Genomic DNA, 14,090 nt, shown 5'->3' with positions numbered 1-14,090 from the left:
TACTTCGGCGGCGGGGCCTACGGCATCGAGGCCGCCTCCCAGCGCTACTTCGGCAAGAGCGCCGACAAGCTGACGGTCGGCGAGAGCGCCCTGCTGGCCGGGATGATGAAGGGGCCGTCGCGCTACAGCCCCGTCTCGGCCACCGACCGCGCCGCCCGCCGTGCGACCATCGTGCTGGACGAGATGGTCCGCTACCGGGCGATCACGCCCCAGCAGCGGGACGAGGCGTTCAAGAACCCGGTGCGGGTCAACCCGACCCTCGCCAACCAGCGGGCCCAGTACTTCGTCGACTGGGTGGACGACCAGGTCCGCACCCTGCTCGGCGAGCCCACCGAGGACCTGGTCGTGGAGACCACCCTCGACCTGCCGCTGCAGGGCGCGGCCGAGGAGTCGCTGCGCAAGGGCGTGGCCGCCGGCCGCAAGCAGGGCGCCGAGCAGGCGGCGCTGGTCGCCCTGGACGGCGAGGGACGGGTCCGGGCCTACGTCGGCGGCGCGGACTACAACAAGAGCCAGTACGACCGCGCTGCGATGGCCCGCCGCCAGGCCGGCTCGGCCTTCAAGCCCTTCGTCTACCTTACCGCCATGGAGCAGGGCCGCACGCCCTGGACCCCGGTGGTCGACGAGCCGATCAAGATCGGCAGGTGGGAGCCGCGCAACTACACGAACGACTTCAAGGGCCCGATGACCGTCCAGTCGGCGCTCGGCCAATCGATCAACACCGTGGCCGCCCGCCTGGCCAGCGAGGTCGGCACCGGCAACGTGGCCTCCACGGCCCGGCGGCTGGGGATCAGCTCGAAGATCCAGCTCGACCCCTCGATGGCGCTCGGCGCGGTGGAGGTGAGCCCCCTGGAGATGGCCCAGGCCTACACGCCCTTCTCCAACGGCGGCTTCTCGGCCAAGGCCTACGGGATCGAGCGGATCCGCACCACCGATGGGCGGGTGCTCTACGACCGCAACGTCGATCGACCGGCCCGTCAGGCGGTGATCGGCACCCCGGCGCTGCAGTACATGAACCAGATGATGCGCACCGTGGTCAGCTCCGGCACGGGCACGAGCGCCGCCATCCCAGGCTACGACCTGGCCGGCAAGACCGGCACCACCAGCGACTATAAGGACGCCTGGTTCGTCGGCTACACCGGCGGCTTCGTGACCGCCGTTTGGACCGGCAAGGACGACAACAAGCCGATGCGCCGGGTGACCGGCGGCGGCGTGCCCGCCCGCATCTGGCGCGACTTCATGGCCAGGGCCCTGCCGCGCCTGAACGCGCCCGCCATCCCCGGCGGCGTCATCGAGCCCCAGCCCGCCGAGCCCGATCCGATCGGCGATCTGCTCAGCCCCGCCGGCGAACCGCTGCCCGACGATCAGGGCGGCGAGCTCCCGCCGCCGCCGCTGGCCGAAGCCCCGCCGCCCCGCGACTACGAAACGGCGCCTTACTGAGGATCTGCCCCCTCAGGGGGAGCTGTCCCGAAGAAGCTGAGGGGGTTCAGGCGCTCAGACTTGGACCCGCGAGCCTTCGAGTCGGCGCGTGGGAACCCCCTCCGCCGTTTCGCGGCTCCCCTCCCCCTGCGGGGAGGATCCTACTCCGCTCCGAAGGCGTGCAGGCGCACGCCGTGCGAGCGCAGCCAGGCTCTGTGCGGGCGCTCGTCGCCGATCAGGCGACGGACGTGGGCCCAGAAGCGCTGGGAGTGATTGAGCTCCAGCAAGTGGGCGCACTCGTGGGCGGCGACGTAGTCGGCGACCGCCCAGGGGGCCAGCGCTAGGCGCCAGGAGTAGCGGATCGAGGCCGGCTTCTTGCCGTAGGCGGCCCGGCAGGAGCCCCATCGCGACTTGGCGTCGGCCACGGCTATGGCCGGCAGCGGCACGTCCAGCACGTCGCAGTGGCGTTGCGTGCGCTCGGTCAGCACCTCCAGCGCGTGGGCCTTCAGCGCGCGGATGGCGGCCAGAGCGTAGGCGCGGCCCTCGCCCGGGGCGCTGATCCGAGCCACTCCGTCCGCGCCGGGCGGGGTCCACCTCGGGCGGCCGGCCCCCTGCTCCAACCGGCACGGCTGGCCAAATACGGTCAGGGTCAGGCCGGGGGCGATCGGCTGCGGGTCCGGCAGCTCGGCGAGCCGCTCCTGGATCCAGGCCAGCCGGTCCTTGGCGAAGGCGGCGGCCTCGGCGAGGCGACGTGGGCTCGGGGCGGTGGCGACGATCTCGCGGCGCGTGCGGTCCAGCCTAAGGTTCACCCGCCGTGCGCGGCGGTTGACCTTCAGGCGGATCACGAGGCCGGCCATCTCCAGCCGGTCCCCGTCGGCGAGGGCGCGGCCGAAGACGGACATGGAGCAAGACTTAGGCTGCTTCTCTCCGCATGCCTACGCGCGCTTGATGGGCTGCGATGAAGTCCCGCACCCGCGGGTAGATCTCCTCGCGGAACCGGCGGCCGTTGAACACGCCGTAGTGGCCGACCACCGGCTGGATGTAGTCGACCTGCAGGTCGGGCGACAGGCCGGCGCACAGCTTGTGCGCCGCCTGGGTCTGGCCGATGCCGGAGATGTCGTCGTTCTCGCCCTCGACGGTCATCAGCGCGACGTCGGTGATCGCCTCCGGCCGCACGCGGCGGCCGTGGTGATAGAGCTCGCCCTTGGGCAGCAGGTAGTTCTGGAACACCACATCGATGGTCTGGAGGTAGAACTCCTCGGTCAGGTCCAGCACCGAGAGGTACTCGTCGTAGAACTCCAGGTGCTTGTCGGCCGAGTCGCCGTCGCCCTTCATCAGGTCCTGCAGGTACTGCAGGTGAGCGCTCTGGTGCCGCTCGATGTTCATCGACATGAAGCTGTAGAGCTGCACGAAGCCGGGATAGACCCGACGGCCCATGCCGCCGTAAGGCGGCGGCACGGTGTAGATCATGTTGGATTCGAACCAGGCGAAGGGCTTCTCCTCCGCCAGCTTGTTGGTCACCGTCGGCGAGAGCCGCGCATCGATCGGCGAACCCATGATGGTCATGGAGGCGGGCCGGGCGGCGTCGCCCTCCTCGCTCATCAAGCTGGCGGCGGCCAGCACCGCAGGACCGGGCTGGCAGACGGCGATCACGTGGGCCCGCGGACCCAGCACCGTCAGCATGTCCCGCACGTGGTCGATGTAGTCGTGGAAGTCGAACCGGCCGTCGAGGATCGAGACGTCCCGGGCGTTCGACCAGTCGGTGATGAACACCTCGTGGTCCTGCAGGAAGGCCTCGACGGTGCCGCGCAGCAGGGTGGCGTAGTGGCCCGACAGCGGGGCGACGATCAGCACCGTGGGCTCGGGCGCCGTGCGCCCCGCGGCCCGCATGTCGGCCTCGTCGCGGCGGAAGTGGGTGAGCTTCACCCAAGGGCTGGACCAGACGACCTCGGGCGTCACCGCCACCTTGCGGCCCGCAACCTCGACGCTGTCGACGTTCCAGGCGGGGCGGCCGTAGCGGCGGGTCAGGTTGGCGATCAGGTCGGCGGAGGCGTAGAGCCGCCGGCCGAGCGGGGTGTCGCGGCCCGGGTTCAGGGGCGAGCTCCAGAAGTCGCGCGTCATGCGGGCGGCCAGGCGCAGCGGCGCGGACTGGTAATAGCCCGCCTCATAGAGTGTGTAGAGCATTCCGCCCCCTTCTCTCGCTGCAGCGCAGCATGCGCGCCGCCTAGTTAGGAAGTCCACTACGGGCTTCCCAGTTCCGCGGCGCAACACGAAACACGCTGCGGGAGAAGCAGCTCTAGCTTAGCTGTGAGCGATCAGCGACGCGGCGCTACAGCGCAGCTTCGCGCCTCAGTCGCCCTGCTTCTCCATCTCGCGTGCGATCACGTCGGCCGCCTGGTCGGGGCCGAGCTGGTGGGCGACGGCGTTGGCGAAGCGGCCCTTGGGGTCCATCAGGTAAACCGCCGAGGTGTGGTCCACGAGATAGCTGTCGGGGCAGTCCTGCGGCGCCTTCAGCTTGGCGCGCTCCGCCGGGCTCTCGGCCGGGCAGCTCAGGCTGGCGTAGACCTTGTAGGCCTTGGTGACCTGGGCGACCTGCTCGGGCGAGCCGGTCAGACCAACCACGCCGGGGAAGTTGGAGAGGTAGGTCGCCACCTGCTGCGGCGTGTCCCGCCCCGGGTCCACCGAGACGAAGACGATCTGCAGCTTCTCCGCCCGCCTGCCCAGCTTGGCCTTCGCGTCGAGCAGGGTCTGCAGCGTCGTCGGGCAGACGTCCGGACAGTAGGTGAAGCCGAAGAAGACGGCGCTCCACTTGCCCTGAAGCAGGGACTGGTCCGCCGGCCGGCCGGCCGTGTCCGCCATTTGGAACGGCCCGCCGATCGAGGAGGCCGGCGGCGCCGCGTCGGACCGGGAAAACACCCCCGCCTGCCAGGCGAGCCCGACGCCCAGGGCGGCGGCGATCGCCACGATCAGGGCCAGGATCCAGGAACGTCTTGCCATGGCAGGTCCTTAATGGGCTCGTCAGCTGGATCGATCTCGACGATCCTGGGAGCTCGATGGCGACACTCACCAACCATGAGGCGGCGGGCGGGACGGCGGTCGTCGATAGGCGAGCGCCGGCGTCGCTGCAAGCCGAACCCGTTCTGGGCGGCGGCGGCGCGCGGCCGGGCCGGCTGAAGGTCCGCACGCTCGTCAACCTGCGCTGGCTGATCATCGCCGGCGAGGTGGTGATCCTGGCCTTCGTCGGCCTGATCATGGGCTTTTCCGCGCCCTACGAGCTGTGCTTCGGCCTGATCTGCCTGTCCGCCTGGCTGAACCTGCTGATCAGCATCGCATCCCCCGGACAGCGGACCGCCGGCGACTGGGAGGCGGCCGGCCAGCTGGGCCTCGACATCGCCCAGATCACCGGCCTGGTCTACCTGACCGGCGGGGCGGGCAACCCCTTCATGCTGATCCTGATCGCCCCGGTCACGGTCGCGGCCGCCACCCTGCCGCGGCGCCAGCTGCTGACCGTCGGCGGCCTGGCGATCGCCGCCTCGCTGGGGCTGGCCTTCTTCGCCTGGCCGAACGGGGCGTCCGAGCTTGCGCCGCTTCCCTACCGCCTCGGGGCGGCGGCGGCGAACCTGGCGGGCATCGTGCTGATCGCCGGCTATGTGCGTCAGGCCGCCGAGGAGTCGGCGCGGATGGCCCTGGCGCTGGACGTCACCCAGGCGGTGCTGGCCCGCGAGCAGCGGCTCTCCGCGCTGGGGGGCCTGGCCGCCGCCGCGGCCCACGAGCTCGGCACCCCGCTGGCCACCATCACCATCGTCGCCAAGGAATTGGCCCGCGAGGCGCCGACCCCTCAGGTGAAGGAGGACGCCGAGCTCTTGATGGCCCAGACCGAGCGCTGCCGCGAGATCCTGCGCCGGCTGAGCGAGACTCCCGACACCGGCGACGAGGTGCACGAGCGGATGAGCATGCTGCAGCTCGTGCAGGAGGTCATCGAGCCGCACGCCGACCGCAAGGAGGTCCGCGTCGAGGCGATCGTCACCGGGGCCCCGGGCACCAAGCCGCCGTATGTCGGGCGGATGCCCGAGATCACCCACGCCATGACCAGCTTCGTCGAGAACGCCGTCGATTTCGCCAAGAGCGAGGTGCTGGTCACCGCCCGGTTCGACGCCGAAACCGTCTCGATGGAGGTCCGCGACGACGGGCCCGGCTTTGCGCCCGACGTGCTGGCCAAGCTGGGCGAGCCTTATGTCACTACCCGTCCTGGGGCCGAGGGCTCGCGCACCGGCCATATCGGCATGGGTCTTGGCTTCTTCATAGCCAAAACCCTGCTGGAACGCACCGGGGCGGTTGTGACGTTTCAGAACAGCCGGCCCCACGGCGCAGTCGTCTCAGCCCGCTGGCGGCGGGATCGTATTGAGGTGACTGGGCATTGAAGGGCTTGCGCAGCGCCGAGAACGATAGACAAGATGTCGCAGTTTCGCGTTTCAGGGAGCCCGCCAGGGAAATCGACCCATGGTTGATCTGTCCTCCGAGATCGAAGCCCTCCCAGACAAGACCCTACTGGTGATGGACGACGATGCGCCGCTCCGCACCCGGCTCGGCCGGGCGCTCGAGCAGCGCGGCTTCGAGCCGACGCTGGTCGGCTCGGTGCAGGAGGCTCTGGCCGCGGTGAAGACCCACCCGCCGGCCTATGCGGTGCTCGACATGCGGCTGGAGGACGGCACCGGGCTGAAGGTGGTGGAGGCGGTGCGCGAGGCCCGCCCGGACGCCAAGGTCATCATGCTGACCGGCTACGGCAACATCGCCACCGCAGTTGCCGCGGTGAAGGCCGGGGCCGTGGACTATCTTTCCAAGCCCGCGGACGCCGACGACGTCGCCCGCGCCCTGCTGGCCCGCAAGGACGAATCCCCACCGCCGCCTGACAACCCGATGAGCGCCGACCGCGTGCGCTGGGAGCATATCCAGCGGGTCTACGAGCTTTGCGGCCACAACGTCTCGGAGACCGCCCGCCGCCTCAACATGCACCGCCGCACCCTGCAGCGGATTCTGGCCAAGCGCGCGCCGCGTTAAGCTTCAGATCCGCTCATCCCGGCGAAAGCCGGGACCCAGACGGCTTCTCGGCTGGCTCGGAGTCAGATTGGATCCCGGCTTTCGCCGTGGTGTTCATTCCAGCTTCGTCGCCTCGGCCCCGCCCGCCCGCATGGCTGCGAGCCGGCCGAAGGCGATGGTGAGCGCCTTGCGCCGCGCCCCCGCCAGGGGGACCGCCGGCGCCTCGCGCAGCACCGCCCCGCCGAACCCATCGGCGACGATGAGGCCCGGCTCCTCGGGCAGGATCTGTCGCGGGAACTCCGGCGCCACGGCGAAGGCGAAGGCGTCGCAGTAGGGGCGGTACTCGCCCCACTTGCCGTCGGTGCGGAAGTCCTCCACCGACGACTTCACCTCCACGATCAGGATCTCGCCCTTGCGGCCGAGCGCCATAAGGTCCGCCCGCCGCCCGTTGGGCAGGGTGACCTCGGTCAGCGGCGCGTAGCCGAGCGCGGCGAGCAGCCGGGCGGCGCCGCGGGTGACGGCGGCGGTGGTCTCGGGACGCGAGACGGAGACGAGGGTGACGGAGACCTCCATCGCCCTACCCTGTTGCCACTTCGTTCGCAGATCAAGGGGGCAGGTGGACGCGCGCCCGGCGCTGCCGCAAGCTTGGCCGGCCATGCTGCCCCTCGACCACCTGCCGTTTCCGACATCCGACCTCGAGGGGCTGGCGGAGGCGATGCGGCGGCTCGGCTTCACGGTTTCGCCGAGAGGCCGGTACGTCCAGCCCGACGGGGCGGTCTTCCCGAACCGCTGCGTCTTTCTCAAGAAGGGCTGGTTCGACCTGCTGCAGGCGGACGAGGCGCCGGCCGAGGTGCTGCCGCGCGGCTGCCTGTTCCTCACCGGCGACGTGCAGGCGACGCGGGTGGCGCTCGCCGATCTCGGCCCCTCACGGCGAACCTTCCTGCTAGAGCGGCGATGGGACCAGGACGTGGGCCGCCCGCCCGAGCGATTCCGCTGGATCGGCTTCAAGACCGACCGCCTCGGCGTTCAGGCCGCCGCCGTCGAGCACGCCTGGCCCTGCGTAGACATTCTGCCGGAGTGGCAGGTTCACCCCAATGGCGCGGTCGAGATCCTGGGGCTGGCCTCGACCGGGAAGCCGCCGGGCGAGACCGGCCTCGACACCAGCGGCTTCCTTTACCTTTCGGCCGAGGCGGTAGCCGAGACCTATGGCGCTGAGCTGGCGGTCCGACTGAAGGTGGATGACCTGTGGCAGACGCGCAGAGCGTTGCACCGGGGCGGTGTTGAGTGGAGGCAGGCAGGCGCAAGTCTCATCATCCCGCCTCACGGCGCGGTCGCCTGCGCGTTCGAATTTTCGGCCTAGAGCAGCGGCGCCTCTGCGGCGTCGTCGAGCACGTCCAGGAGATCAGGTCGGCCGCGGTGGCGGGCCCGAAGTGCGGCCTCGTCCTCTTCGATCTCGGCGCAGCGCAGCTCGGCGATCGCCGCCTCAATGTCCGCGCGGCGCTCAGCCTCGTACGGCTCCTCGCCAGCCCAATGATCGCACTCAGCGCGCCGCGCGACGAAGGCGCGAACGTCCTCGGGCGCGGCCTCCACGCGTCGCTGCAGCTCGTCCGGTGGCGCCGGAGCGTCCTGCGCCAGGGCCAGGGCGCTCGCGAAGATCAGTGTGGCCAGCATCTAATGCGGCGTGAACTGCAGCTTCCCCGTGTCGTAGCCGAGCTGTTTGATGCGGGCGACGGCGGCGCTCTTGGCGGCGGCGGACATCTGGGCCTCGCGTGCGAACAGCCAGATGAAGTTGCCGCCAGGGGTGGCCAGGATGAACCAGCTCTGGTCCGGCGCGCGGTCGAGGATCCAGTACTCCTGGGCGATCAGGCCCATGAAGGTCATCTTGACCTTGGCGTTGGTGGCCGGGTCGACGACCTTGGCGCTGGCCTTCACCGTCTTCACCGGGCCGGTGACGGCGCCCTGGCGGCAGGTGTTGGTCACCGAGAAGCCGTCGCCGGTGCGCACCCAGTCGGCGGCCGCGGCGAAGCAGTCCTTCTGACGATGGTTGTAGAACCGGGCGATTTCGTACCAGCGTCCGCCCATCTTCGAGATGTCGATCTTGCTGGTCGGCTGCGGGGCCGCCGCCAAGGCCGGCGCGGCGCAGACCATCGCGGCGAGGCAAAGGCTCAGGATCACGCGCTTCATGGCCTCAGCCTCGCCCCTTCGCCTGAACCTGCGTTGAACGCCCCCCGCGGGCGCCTGCGGTCAAGCCTGATTCAGGATGGCCGCCCATTCAGCGCTCTGCAAGTTGACCCGCCGGCCGCGGTGGCGCACCCACGGAGAGATGACTGACCCATCCTCCCTCTCCGCCCTGTTCGCCCCACCCGCGTCCGGCGCGGCCCCGAAGTCCCTCGTCGTGCTGCTGCATGGCTACGGATCCAACGCCGAGGACCTAATGGGGCTGGTCCCCTACTGGCGCGACGGCCTGCCCGACACCGGCTTCCTGGCGCCGAATGCGCCGGAGCCCTGTCCCGGCGTGCCCGGCGGGCGCCAGTGGTGGGGGTTCGCCGACCGCAGCCCCGAGGCGCGCGGGCGGGGTATCCGCCAGGCGGCCACGGTCCTGAACGGCTTTCTCGACGGCGTGCTGGCGCAGGAGGGGCTAGGGGACGAGCGGCTGGCGCTGGTCGGCTTCAGCCAGGGTACGATGATGGCCCTGCACGTCGGGACCCGCCGACCGCGGACGCTGGCCGGCATCGTCGGCTTCTCCGGCGCCCTGGTCGATCCGGATTCGCTGGCGGCGGAGGCGCGCAGCAAGCCGCCGGTGCTGCTCATCCACGGCGACGCCGACACCATGGTGCCGCCCACGGCCTTGCCGGAGGCGACCGCGGCCCTCACCGGCTTGGGGTTCGAGGTCGCGACCCACATTTCGCCGGGCCTGGGTCACAGCATCGACGAGGCGGGACTGCGCCTGGGGGCGCAGTTCCTCCAGAACGCGCTGGCCTGACCTCCGCCTACTCCGCGGCGATGGTGATCGGGGCCTTGGCGCGGTCCTTGAAGTTGATCTCCTGCAGGAAGCGGATGCCGTCCTCGGCGATGTCGTCGCCGGGCATCCGGTCGCCCTCGGCGGCCACTTCGTCCAGGTCCACGTACATGGCGTAGAAGCTGCGGGTGCGATCGGTGATCAGGCCGGCGTTCCACAGGGTCTTGATCAGCACCCGGAAGATGTTGGTCTCGCCCTTGAAGCGGCGGGTCTGATCGCGCTCGGCCCGGCGCTGCATGATGTCGGCCACCACCCGCTCGGGATCGAGGCCGAAGCGGCCGTAGATCTCGGCCTGCTGGCGCGGGTCGCCCCGGTCGAACAAGAGCTTCTGAGCGCAGTGGGCCGTCCAGTCCTCGACCACGTTGCGCTCTGACTCGGTGAGCTTGGGAATGGTCCGATCGGCCCAGATCTTCCCGAACTTGTGGTGGAACGCCTCGTCGGTCATCACCAGCTGGAACAGCTTCCGGGCGACCGGGTCGCGGTTGTACTTGAAGCCGTTGGAGAAGGCGCCCATCGCCAGGCCCTCCACCAGCATCTGCATGCCGACGATCTTCTTGTAGACCTCGGGCGCCTCGATGATGTCGATCAGCAGCGCCTTCAGCGCCGCGCCGCACTCGGTGGGCCGGCCCCAGCGGGACTTGATGTACTTGGCGAAGGCGGTGACGTGGCGGGCCTCTTCCCGGGTCTGGTTGGCGGCGTATTCCTGAGCGCCCTGGTCGTAGAGCACGTGACATAGGGACGCCGACAGGTTCAGCGCGCCCTGCTCGCCGTGCAGGATCGAGGAGAAGTTCCTCAGCTGCATGTAGTTGATGAAGGCCACCCTCTGCTTGGGGTCCTTCAGCGTCTCGGCGACGTAGGGGAGCTTGAGCAGCGGCTGCTGCTCCTCGGGCATCATCGCCTCGTTCTCGATGTCGAACGGCTCGTCAAAGTCGATGTACTTCTTGTCCAGCGGATCCCAGAAGTGGTCGTGGGTCGCCGAGATGATCTTGTCGAAGGCGGTGGAGCGCTCGTTGTACCGGTCCAGCGTCAGCATGGACTCGAAGTCGTCGGGCGCCACCGCGCCGTACATGGCGTCCTTGGTGATGTTGCCGTCGGCCATGGCCTCGCCTCTCCCTTAACGCCCCGTCTGTCGCAGGGTCTTTCGTACCGGAGTTTCTGCAGCCGAACCTTGTTCGTCAAAGCAAAAGTGACGCCGCCGTCAGGGACGGGGCGTCACTCAGGGACCCGCCCCGGGGGAGGAGGAGGGCGGGGGGGGAGGAAGCTCTAGCGACGGATGGGCAACAGGGCGCGCAGGCTCGGGTCCCGCAGCCACAGGCCGGCCCAGGCGATCACGCCCAGGTAGACGCCGAACAGCACGTGGCTGAACAGCGGCGAGCCCGCGATCACATGGGTGCAGACCGCCCCGCCGAGGTAGCCGGTCAGCAGCACCGCGCCGATCACCGCCGTGCGCGGGATGGCGTAGAGCACGGTGATCCAGGCCAGCAGCACGCCCAGAGCGAAGCCGGCGCCCGGCGGCAGGCCGAGCTGGCCGCCGGTCTCCTCGACGATGGGCAGGCGGACCAGCTTGATCCCGGAGTCGAACACCAGGAAGGCGATGATCAGGCCGCTGAGCACGCGGCCGGTCCAGAGGGCGGCGCGGCCCTTGCGGCCGGCGGCGGGTTGGAAGGTGCTGGTTTCGGCGAGGGCGGTCATCGGAGCCTCCTTGGGTCTTCGCCCTAAGGACGCGGCAGGCCGTGGGCTTCCGACACGCCGTGGGATTTATTTTTTCGGCCAGTCGCCGCTGGCGGCCAGGCGGTGGAGCGTCGTGCGACCGCTGACGAGGTCGATGACGGCCAGGTGATCGACGTCTTCGGTCAGCCCGGAGCCGGGCCGCTGCGGATCCGGCTCGGGCTGGCTGCCCTGGATCGCCAGGGTGGTCTTTCCCGGCATGACGGCGTCGAAGCGGGCCATCGGCAGCGCCGCGGTCCACAGCACCCGCCCGCCCGGCCCGGCGACGCGGCTGATCCTCCAGCGGCCCTCGGCGCCCAGCCGGTCGCGATGCAGCACCAGGACGCTGTCCGGGCCGGTGGGCAGGATGGGCAGGCCATTGTCCTTCCCATCGGATAGCAGTCCGCCCTGCACGAACTCCGGCGACTGAGGCAGCGGCTCAAACCGTTCGTAGACGGTCTCTGCGCCGAAATGCGTCGCAGCTTGGCGTATGTACGCCGACCAAAGCCGGCCAAGGGGCTCGTCCTCCGAAGAGACGAGCTTCAGCTCGCCTTCTTCCGCCGAGGCCTTCGCTTCCCGCTCGGACAGGACGCCGAGCCACCGGTCGCCCAACCGCACGCCTCTTTCGTGGAACATCCAGGTGCTGACGCCGCCCGACCAGCGGGCTGGCGCGAACACCTCGGACGCGCCCGTCGCCTCGGATTCAGGCCTAGCCTGAAGCTCCGGTCCCGCCAGGCGCCAGCGCCGCGCATCGGCCGCGGTGAACCACAGGCCGCGCCCGTCGAAGTGGTAGTAATCCGGCTCGCGAGGGATGCGCCCCTTGAGCTGCGGGTTGGCCGCCTCGAGTCGCTCCACGTCGGCGACCGTGGAACCGTCCGCCGGCGACAGGCCCATCAGGCCCTCTCCCGCCAGCACCCAGACCGCGCGCGCGTCCGCGCCCACCACCGCCCGCCCCATGTTCAGTCCGCTGCGGTCCGCCTCCAGCTGGCGGCGCCAGACCAGCCGCCCATCCCCGGCGTCGAACGCCCAGACGTCGATCAGCAGGTCGACGTAGGCAGGGCGGGCGGCGCTGGTGCGCCGGCTCGAATACGGCCGGGTGGTCCGCCACTGGCTGGTCAGCAGGAAGATCCGATCGCCGGCCGCGGTCTGGGCCCGCACCGGCGCCCCGATGACGTCGGCGGGTGTGACGCTGTCGCCCTCCTGTGGGATCAGCAGCGCCAGTACAGCGGCGGCGGTCAAGGTGATCGCGCCGATCACCGCAAGCACGACCACCAGGCGGTTGAACCGGCCGGCTCCGGGCCGGCTGACGATCGGATCGGACACGGTCCCCCCTTCCCGCTGCGGAGCTTGCGGCAAGGCGGGCCGCGCGCCAAGGCTCAGCTCGCCGGCGCCTCGATCTCGCAGACCAGGCCGGAGGGCTCGAAACGCAGCTTCACCTGCCCGCCGAGATCCACCGCCAGCGCCCGCTCCAGCAGCCGCACCCCGAAGCCGCGCCGTTCGGGCTGCGCCACCGGCGGGCCGCCGAGCTCGGTCCAGGTGAGGTGCAGGCGGATGTCGCCCGCCGCGCCGGCGGCCGTCCAGCTCACCCGCACCTGTCCCTCGTCGTTCGACAGCGCGCCGTACTTGAAGGCGTTGGTGGCCAGCTCGTGCAGGGCCAGGGACAGGCTGAGCGCGGTCTTCGGGGAGACCCGCACATGCGGCCCTTCCAGCGCCACCCGCCCGCCCGCCAGCAGCTGGCCGGCGAGCGTGCGCTCGATCAGCTGGCGCAGGTGGGCGCCTTCCCAGTTCTGCTCGGTGATCACGTCGTGGGCGGCGGCGAACGCGACCAGCCTGCCGGTGAAGTCCTCGCGCGCCTGCTCCAGGGAACGGCTGGCGGCGAAGCTCTGGCGGGCCAGTCCCTGGACCACCGCCATGGAGTTCTTCACCCGATGATTGAGTTCGTTGACCAGCAGCTGCAGCCGCTGGTCGGCGGCGTGGCGGCCGCTGACGTCGCTGAGCGCCACGGTTACGCCGACGCCGCTCAGCGGCGCGATCCGCAGCTCGACGGTGTGGTTGGGCCGCACGGCCGACGCGGTCTCGAAGCGGCTCTCGGTCCCCTCGTCCAGCGCCTTGCGGATGGCCGCCTCGAAGGGCGTGCCGCGCCCCTGCGGGAACACCTCCCAGATCTGGCGGCCGAGCACCAGGTCGCGGGAGGCGCCGAAGTACTGCTCCGCCGCCCGGTTGAACACCAGGTACCGCCCGTCACGATCCAGCACGTAGACGGCGTCGCTGACCAGATCGAGGGCCTCGGCCAGGCGCGGGTCCAGGGGCGGCTCGACGGGCGCGGGGGCCGGCGATGCGGCGGGTTCGGAGGTCATGTGAGCAATCGCCCAGGTTGCGGACGAGGAGCCTACCACGTGTTGACGGGAGCGCTCGCCCGGACATGCGAGCGCCCGCCGATGGTTCGGCGGGCGCTCATCCCCGTCAGCCCGGCGGAGAGGTCTACTCCGCGGCGATCTGGATCGACTTGGCCTTGTCGCGGAAGTTGATCTCCTGGAGGTACTTGATGCCCTCCTCGGCGATGTCGTCGCCGACCATCTTGTCGCCCTCGCTCCGCAGCTCTTCCAGGTCGACGTAGGTCGCGTAGAAGGCCTTGGTGCGGTCAGTGATGATGCCGGCGTTGAGCAGGGTCTTCACCAGCACCCGGAAGATGTTGGTCTGCTCCTTCATGTTCTCGCGGCGCTGATCGTCGGTCATGATCTGCGCCATCTCGGCGATGACCCGCTCCGGGTCGAGGCCGAACTCCTCGTACAGGTCGCGCTGTTGGGTCGGCGCCACGAGGTTGAAGAGCAGCGTCTGGAAGCAGTGCGCCGCCCAGGTCTCGATGATGGCGTGCTCTTCGGCGGTCAGCTTGGGGATGGTCCGGTCGGCC

15 protein-coding genes and 1 pseudogene are annotated in these 14,090 nt (G+C 70.3%); 5 read left to right on the top strand and 11 right to left on the bottom strand.

Annotated features, from left to right (window positions below):
- Positions 1-1,437 (top strand): transglycosylase domain-containing protein (locus tag VHK87_RS04710; RefSeq protein ID WP_329633740.1); only part of this gene is annotated, 1,437 nt, incomplete at its 5' end.
- Between the two features lie 140 nt (positions 1,438-1,577).
- Here the strand turns inward: VHK87_RS04710 and VHK87_RS04705 are convergent.
- The 3 genes from VHK87_RS04705 to VHK87_RS04695 all read right to left on the bottom strand — a co-directional run bounded on the left by VHK87_RS04705 (position 1,578) and on the right by VHK87_RS04695 (position 4,413).
- Positions 1,578-2,318, bottom strand: a complete 741-nt coding sequence (locus tag VHK87_RS04705; RefSeq protein WP_329633739.1) for a SprT family zinc-dependent metalloprotease — start codon at positions 2,316-2,318, stop codon at positions 1,578-1,580.
- 10 nt (positions 2,319-2,328) lie between these two features.
- Positions 2,329-3,600, bottom strand: a complete 1,272-nt coding sequence (locus tag VHK87_RS04700) for a polyhydroxyalkanoate depolymerase (protein WP_329633738.1) — start codon at positions 3,598-3,600, stop codon at positions 2,329-2,331.
- Between the two features lie 165 nt (positions 3,601-3,765).
- Entirely contained in the window at positions 3,766-4,413 is a 648-nt protein-coding gene (locus tag VHK87_RS04695; RefSeq protein ID WP_329633737.1) for an SCO family protein, read from the bottom strand.
- A gap of 56 nt (positions 4,414-4,469) precedes the next feature.
- Between VHK87_RS04695 and VHK87_RS04690 the strand changes: the two genes are divergently transcribed.
- On the top strand, positions 4,470-5,837 hold the full coding sequence (locus tag VHK87_RS04690) for an ActS/PrrB/RegB family redox-sensitive histidine kinase (RefSeq protein WP_329633736.1): 1,368 nt from the start codon (positions 4,470-4,472) through the stop codon (positions 5,835-5,837).
- A gap of 79 nt (positions 5,838-5,916) precedes the next feature.
- On the top strand, positions 5,917-6,474 hold the full coding sequence (locus tag VHK87_RS04685) for an ActR/PrrA/RegA family redox response regulator transcription factor (protein WP_329633735.1): 558 nt from the start codon (positions 5,917-5,919) through the stop codon (positions 6,472-6,474).
- 93 nt (positions 6,475-6,567) lie between these two features.
- On the opposite strand, the gene mmcB is transcribed toward VHK87_RS04685, so the two are convergent.
- The gene (gene mmcB / locus VHK87_RS04680; protein WP_329633734.1) at positions 6,568-7,026 is read right to left on the bottom strand and encodes a DNA repair putative endonuclease MmcB; all 459 of its coding nucleotides are present in this window, start codon (positions 7,024-7,026) and stop codon (positions 6,568-6,570) included.
- Between mmcB and VHK87_RS04675 the strand changes: the two genes are divergently transcribed.
- The gene (locus VHK87_RS04675; protein WP_329633733.1) at positions 7,010-7,813 is read left to right on the top strand and encodes a VOC family protein; all 804 of its coding nucleotides are present in this window, start codon (positions 7,010-7,012) and stop codon (positions 7,811-7,813) included. The two genes, mmcB and VHK87_RS04675, sit on opposite strands and share 17 nt — an antisense overlap.
- Here the strand turns inward: VHK87_RS04675 and VHK87_RS04670 are convergent.
- Together VHK87_RS04670 and VHK87_RS04665 are read right to left on the bottom strand one after the other, a co-directional pair.
- The gene (locus tag VHK87_RS04670) at positions 7,810-8,124 is read right to left on the bottom strand and encodes a hypothetical protein (RefSeq protein WP_329633732.1); all 315 of its coding nucleotides are present in this window, start codon (positions 8,122-8,124) and stop codon (positions 7,810-7,812) included. The two genes, VHK87_RS04675 and VHK87_RS04670, sit on opposite strands and share 4 nt — an antisense overlap.
- A complete protein-coding gene (locus VHK87_RS04665) occupies positions 8,125-8,637 on the bottom strand; it encodes a lipocalin family protein (RefSeq protein WP_329633731.1) in 513 nt (170 codons plus the stop codon).
- 139 nt (positions 8,638-8,776) lie between these two features.
- Here VHK87_RS04665 and VHK87_RS04660 point away from each other — a divergent pair, with 139 nt between their 5' ends.
- On the top strand, positions 8,777-9,436 hold the full coding sequence (locus VHK87_RS04660) for an alpha/beta hydrolase (RefSeq protein ID WP_329633730.1): 660 nt from the start codon (positions 8,777-8,779) through the stop codon (positions 9,434-9,436).
- Positions 9,437-9,443: 7 nt separating this feature from the next.
- On the opposite strand, the gene VHK87_RS04655 is transcribed toward VHK87_RS04660, so the two are convergent.
- The 5 genes and pseudogenes from VHK87_RS04655 to VHK87_RS04635 form a co-directional block, all read right to left on the bottom strand.
- Positions 9,444-10,571: a ferritin-like domain-containing protein gene (locus VHK87_RS04655; RefSeq protein WP_329633729.1), complete on the bottom strand. Its 1,128-nt coding sequence runs from the start codon at positions 10,569-10,571 to the stop codon at positions 9,444-9,446.
- Positions 10,572-10,735: 164 nt separating this feature from the next.
- Positions 10,736-11,164, bottom strand: coding sequence for a DoxX family protein (locus VHK87_RS04650; RefSeq protein WP_329633728.1), 429 nt, complete (start codon positions 11,162-11,164; stop codon positions 10,736-10,738).
- A 66-nt stretch (positions 11,165-11,230) separates the two neighbouring features.
- Complete coding sequence (locus VHK87_RS04645; RefSeq protein WP_329633727.1) at positions 11,231-12,502, bottom strand: PA2928 family protein; 1,272 nt, start codon at positions 12,500-12,502, stop codon at positions 11,231-11,233.
- A gap of 53 nt (positions 12,503-12,555) precedes the next feature.
- Positions 12,556-13,536 (bottom strand): sensor histidine kinase, encoded by a 981-nt coding sequence (locus VHK87_RS04640; RefSeq protein ID WP_329633726.1) that lies wholly within the window; start codon positions 13,534-13,536, stop codon positions 12,556-12,558.
- Positions 13,537-13,660: 124 nt separating this feature from the next.
- Positions 13,661-14,090: pseudogene (locus tag VHK87_RS04635) on the bottom strand (ferritin-like domain-containing protein); the annotation flags it as partial.

It is taken from the genome of Phenylobacterium sp., assembly GCF_036263695.1.
In the GTDB taxonomy this organism is placed as follows: domain Bacteria; phylum Pseudomonadota; class Alphaproteobacteria; order Caulobacterales; family Caulobacteraceae; genus Phenylobacterium.
This window is presented reverse-complemented; position numbering and strand designations above follow the sequence as displayed.

Bases quoted from the DNA above. Each gene is read 5' to 3' on its own strand.
- VHK87_RS04650 (WP_329633728.1), bottom strand. From the start codon at position 11,164: ATGACCGCCCTCGCCGAAACCAGCACCTTCCAACCCGCCGCCGGCCGC.
- VHK87_RS04700 (WP_329633738.1), bottom strand. From the start codon at position 3,600: ATGCTCTACACACTCTATGAGGCGGGCTATTACCAGTCCGCGCCGCTG.
- VHK87_RS04695 (WP_329633737.1), bottom strand. From the start codon at position 4,413: ATGGCAAGACGTTCCTGGATCCTGGCCCTGATCGTGGCGATCGCCGCC.
- VHK87_RS04665 (WP_329633731.1), bottom strand. From the start codon at position 8,637: ATGAAGCGCGTGATCCTGAGCCTTTGCCTCGCCGCGATGGTCTGCGCC.
- VHK87_RS04640 (WP_329633726.1), bottom strand. From the start codon at position 13,536: ATGACCTCCGAACCCGCCGCATCGCCGGCCCCCGCGCCCGTCGAGCCG.
- VHK87_RS04685 (WP_329633735.1), top strand. From the start codon at position 5,917: ATGGTTGATCTGTCCTCCGAGATCGAAGCCCTCCCAGACAAGACCCTA.
- VHK87_RS04690 (WP_329633736.1), top strand. From the start codon at position 4,470: ATGGCGACACTCACCAACCATGAGGCGGCGGGCGGGACGGCGGTCGTC.
- VHK87_RS04670 (WP_329633732.1), bottom strand. From the start codon at position 8,124: ATGCTGGCCACACTGATCTTCGCGAGCGCCCTGGCCCTGGCGCAGGAC.
- VHK87_RS04655 (WP_329633729.1), bottom strand. From the start codon at position 10,571: ATGGCCGACGGCAACATCACCAAGGACGCCATGTACGGCGCGGTGGCG.
- VHK87_RS04660 (WP_329633730.1), top strand. From the start codon at position 8,777: ATGACTGACCCATCCTCCCTCTCCGCCCTGTTCGCCCCACCCGCGTCC.
- mmcB (WP_329633734.1), bottom strand. From the start codon at position 7,026: ATGGAGGTCTCCGTCACCCTCGTCTCCGTCTCGCGTCCCGAGACCACC.
- VHK87_RS04705 (WP_329633739.1), bottom strand. From the start codon at position 2,318: ATGTCCGTCTTCGGCCGCGCCCTCGCCGACGGGGACCGGCTGGAGATG.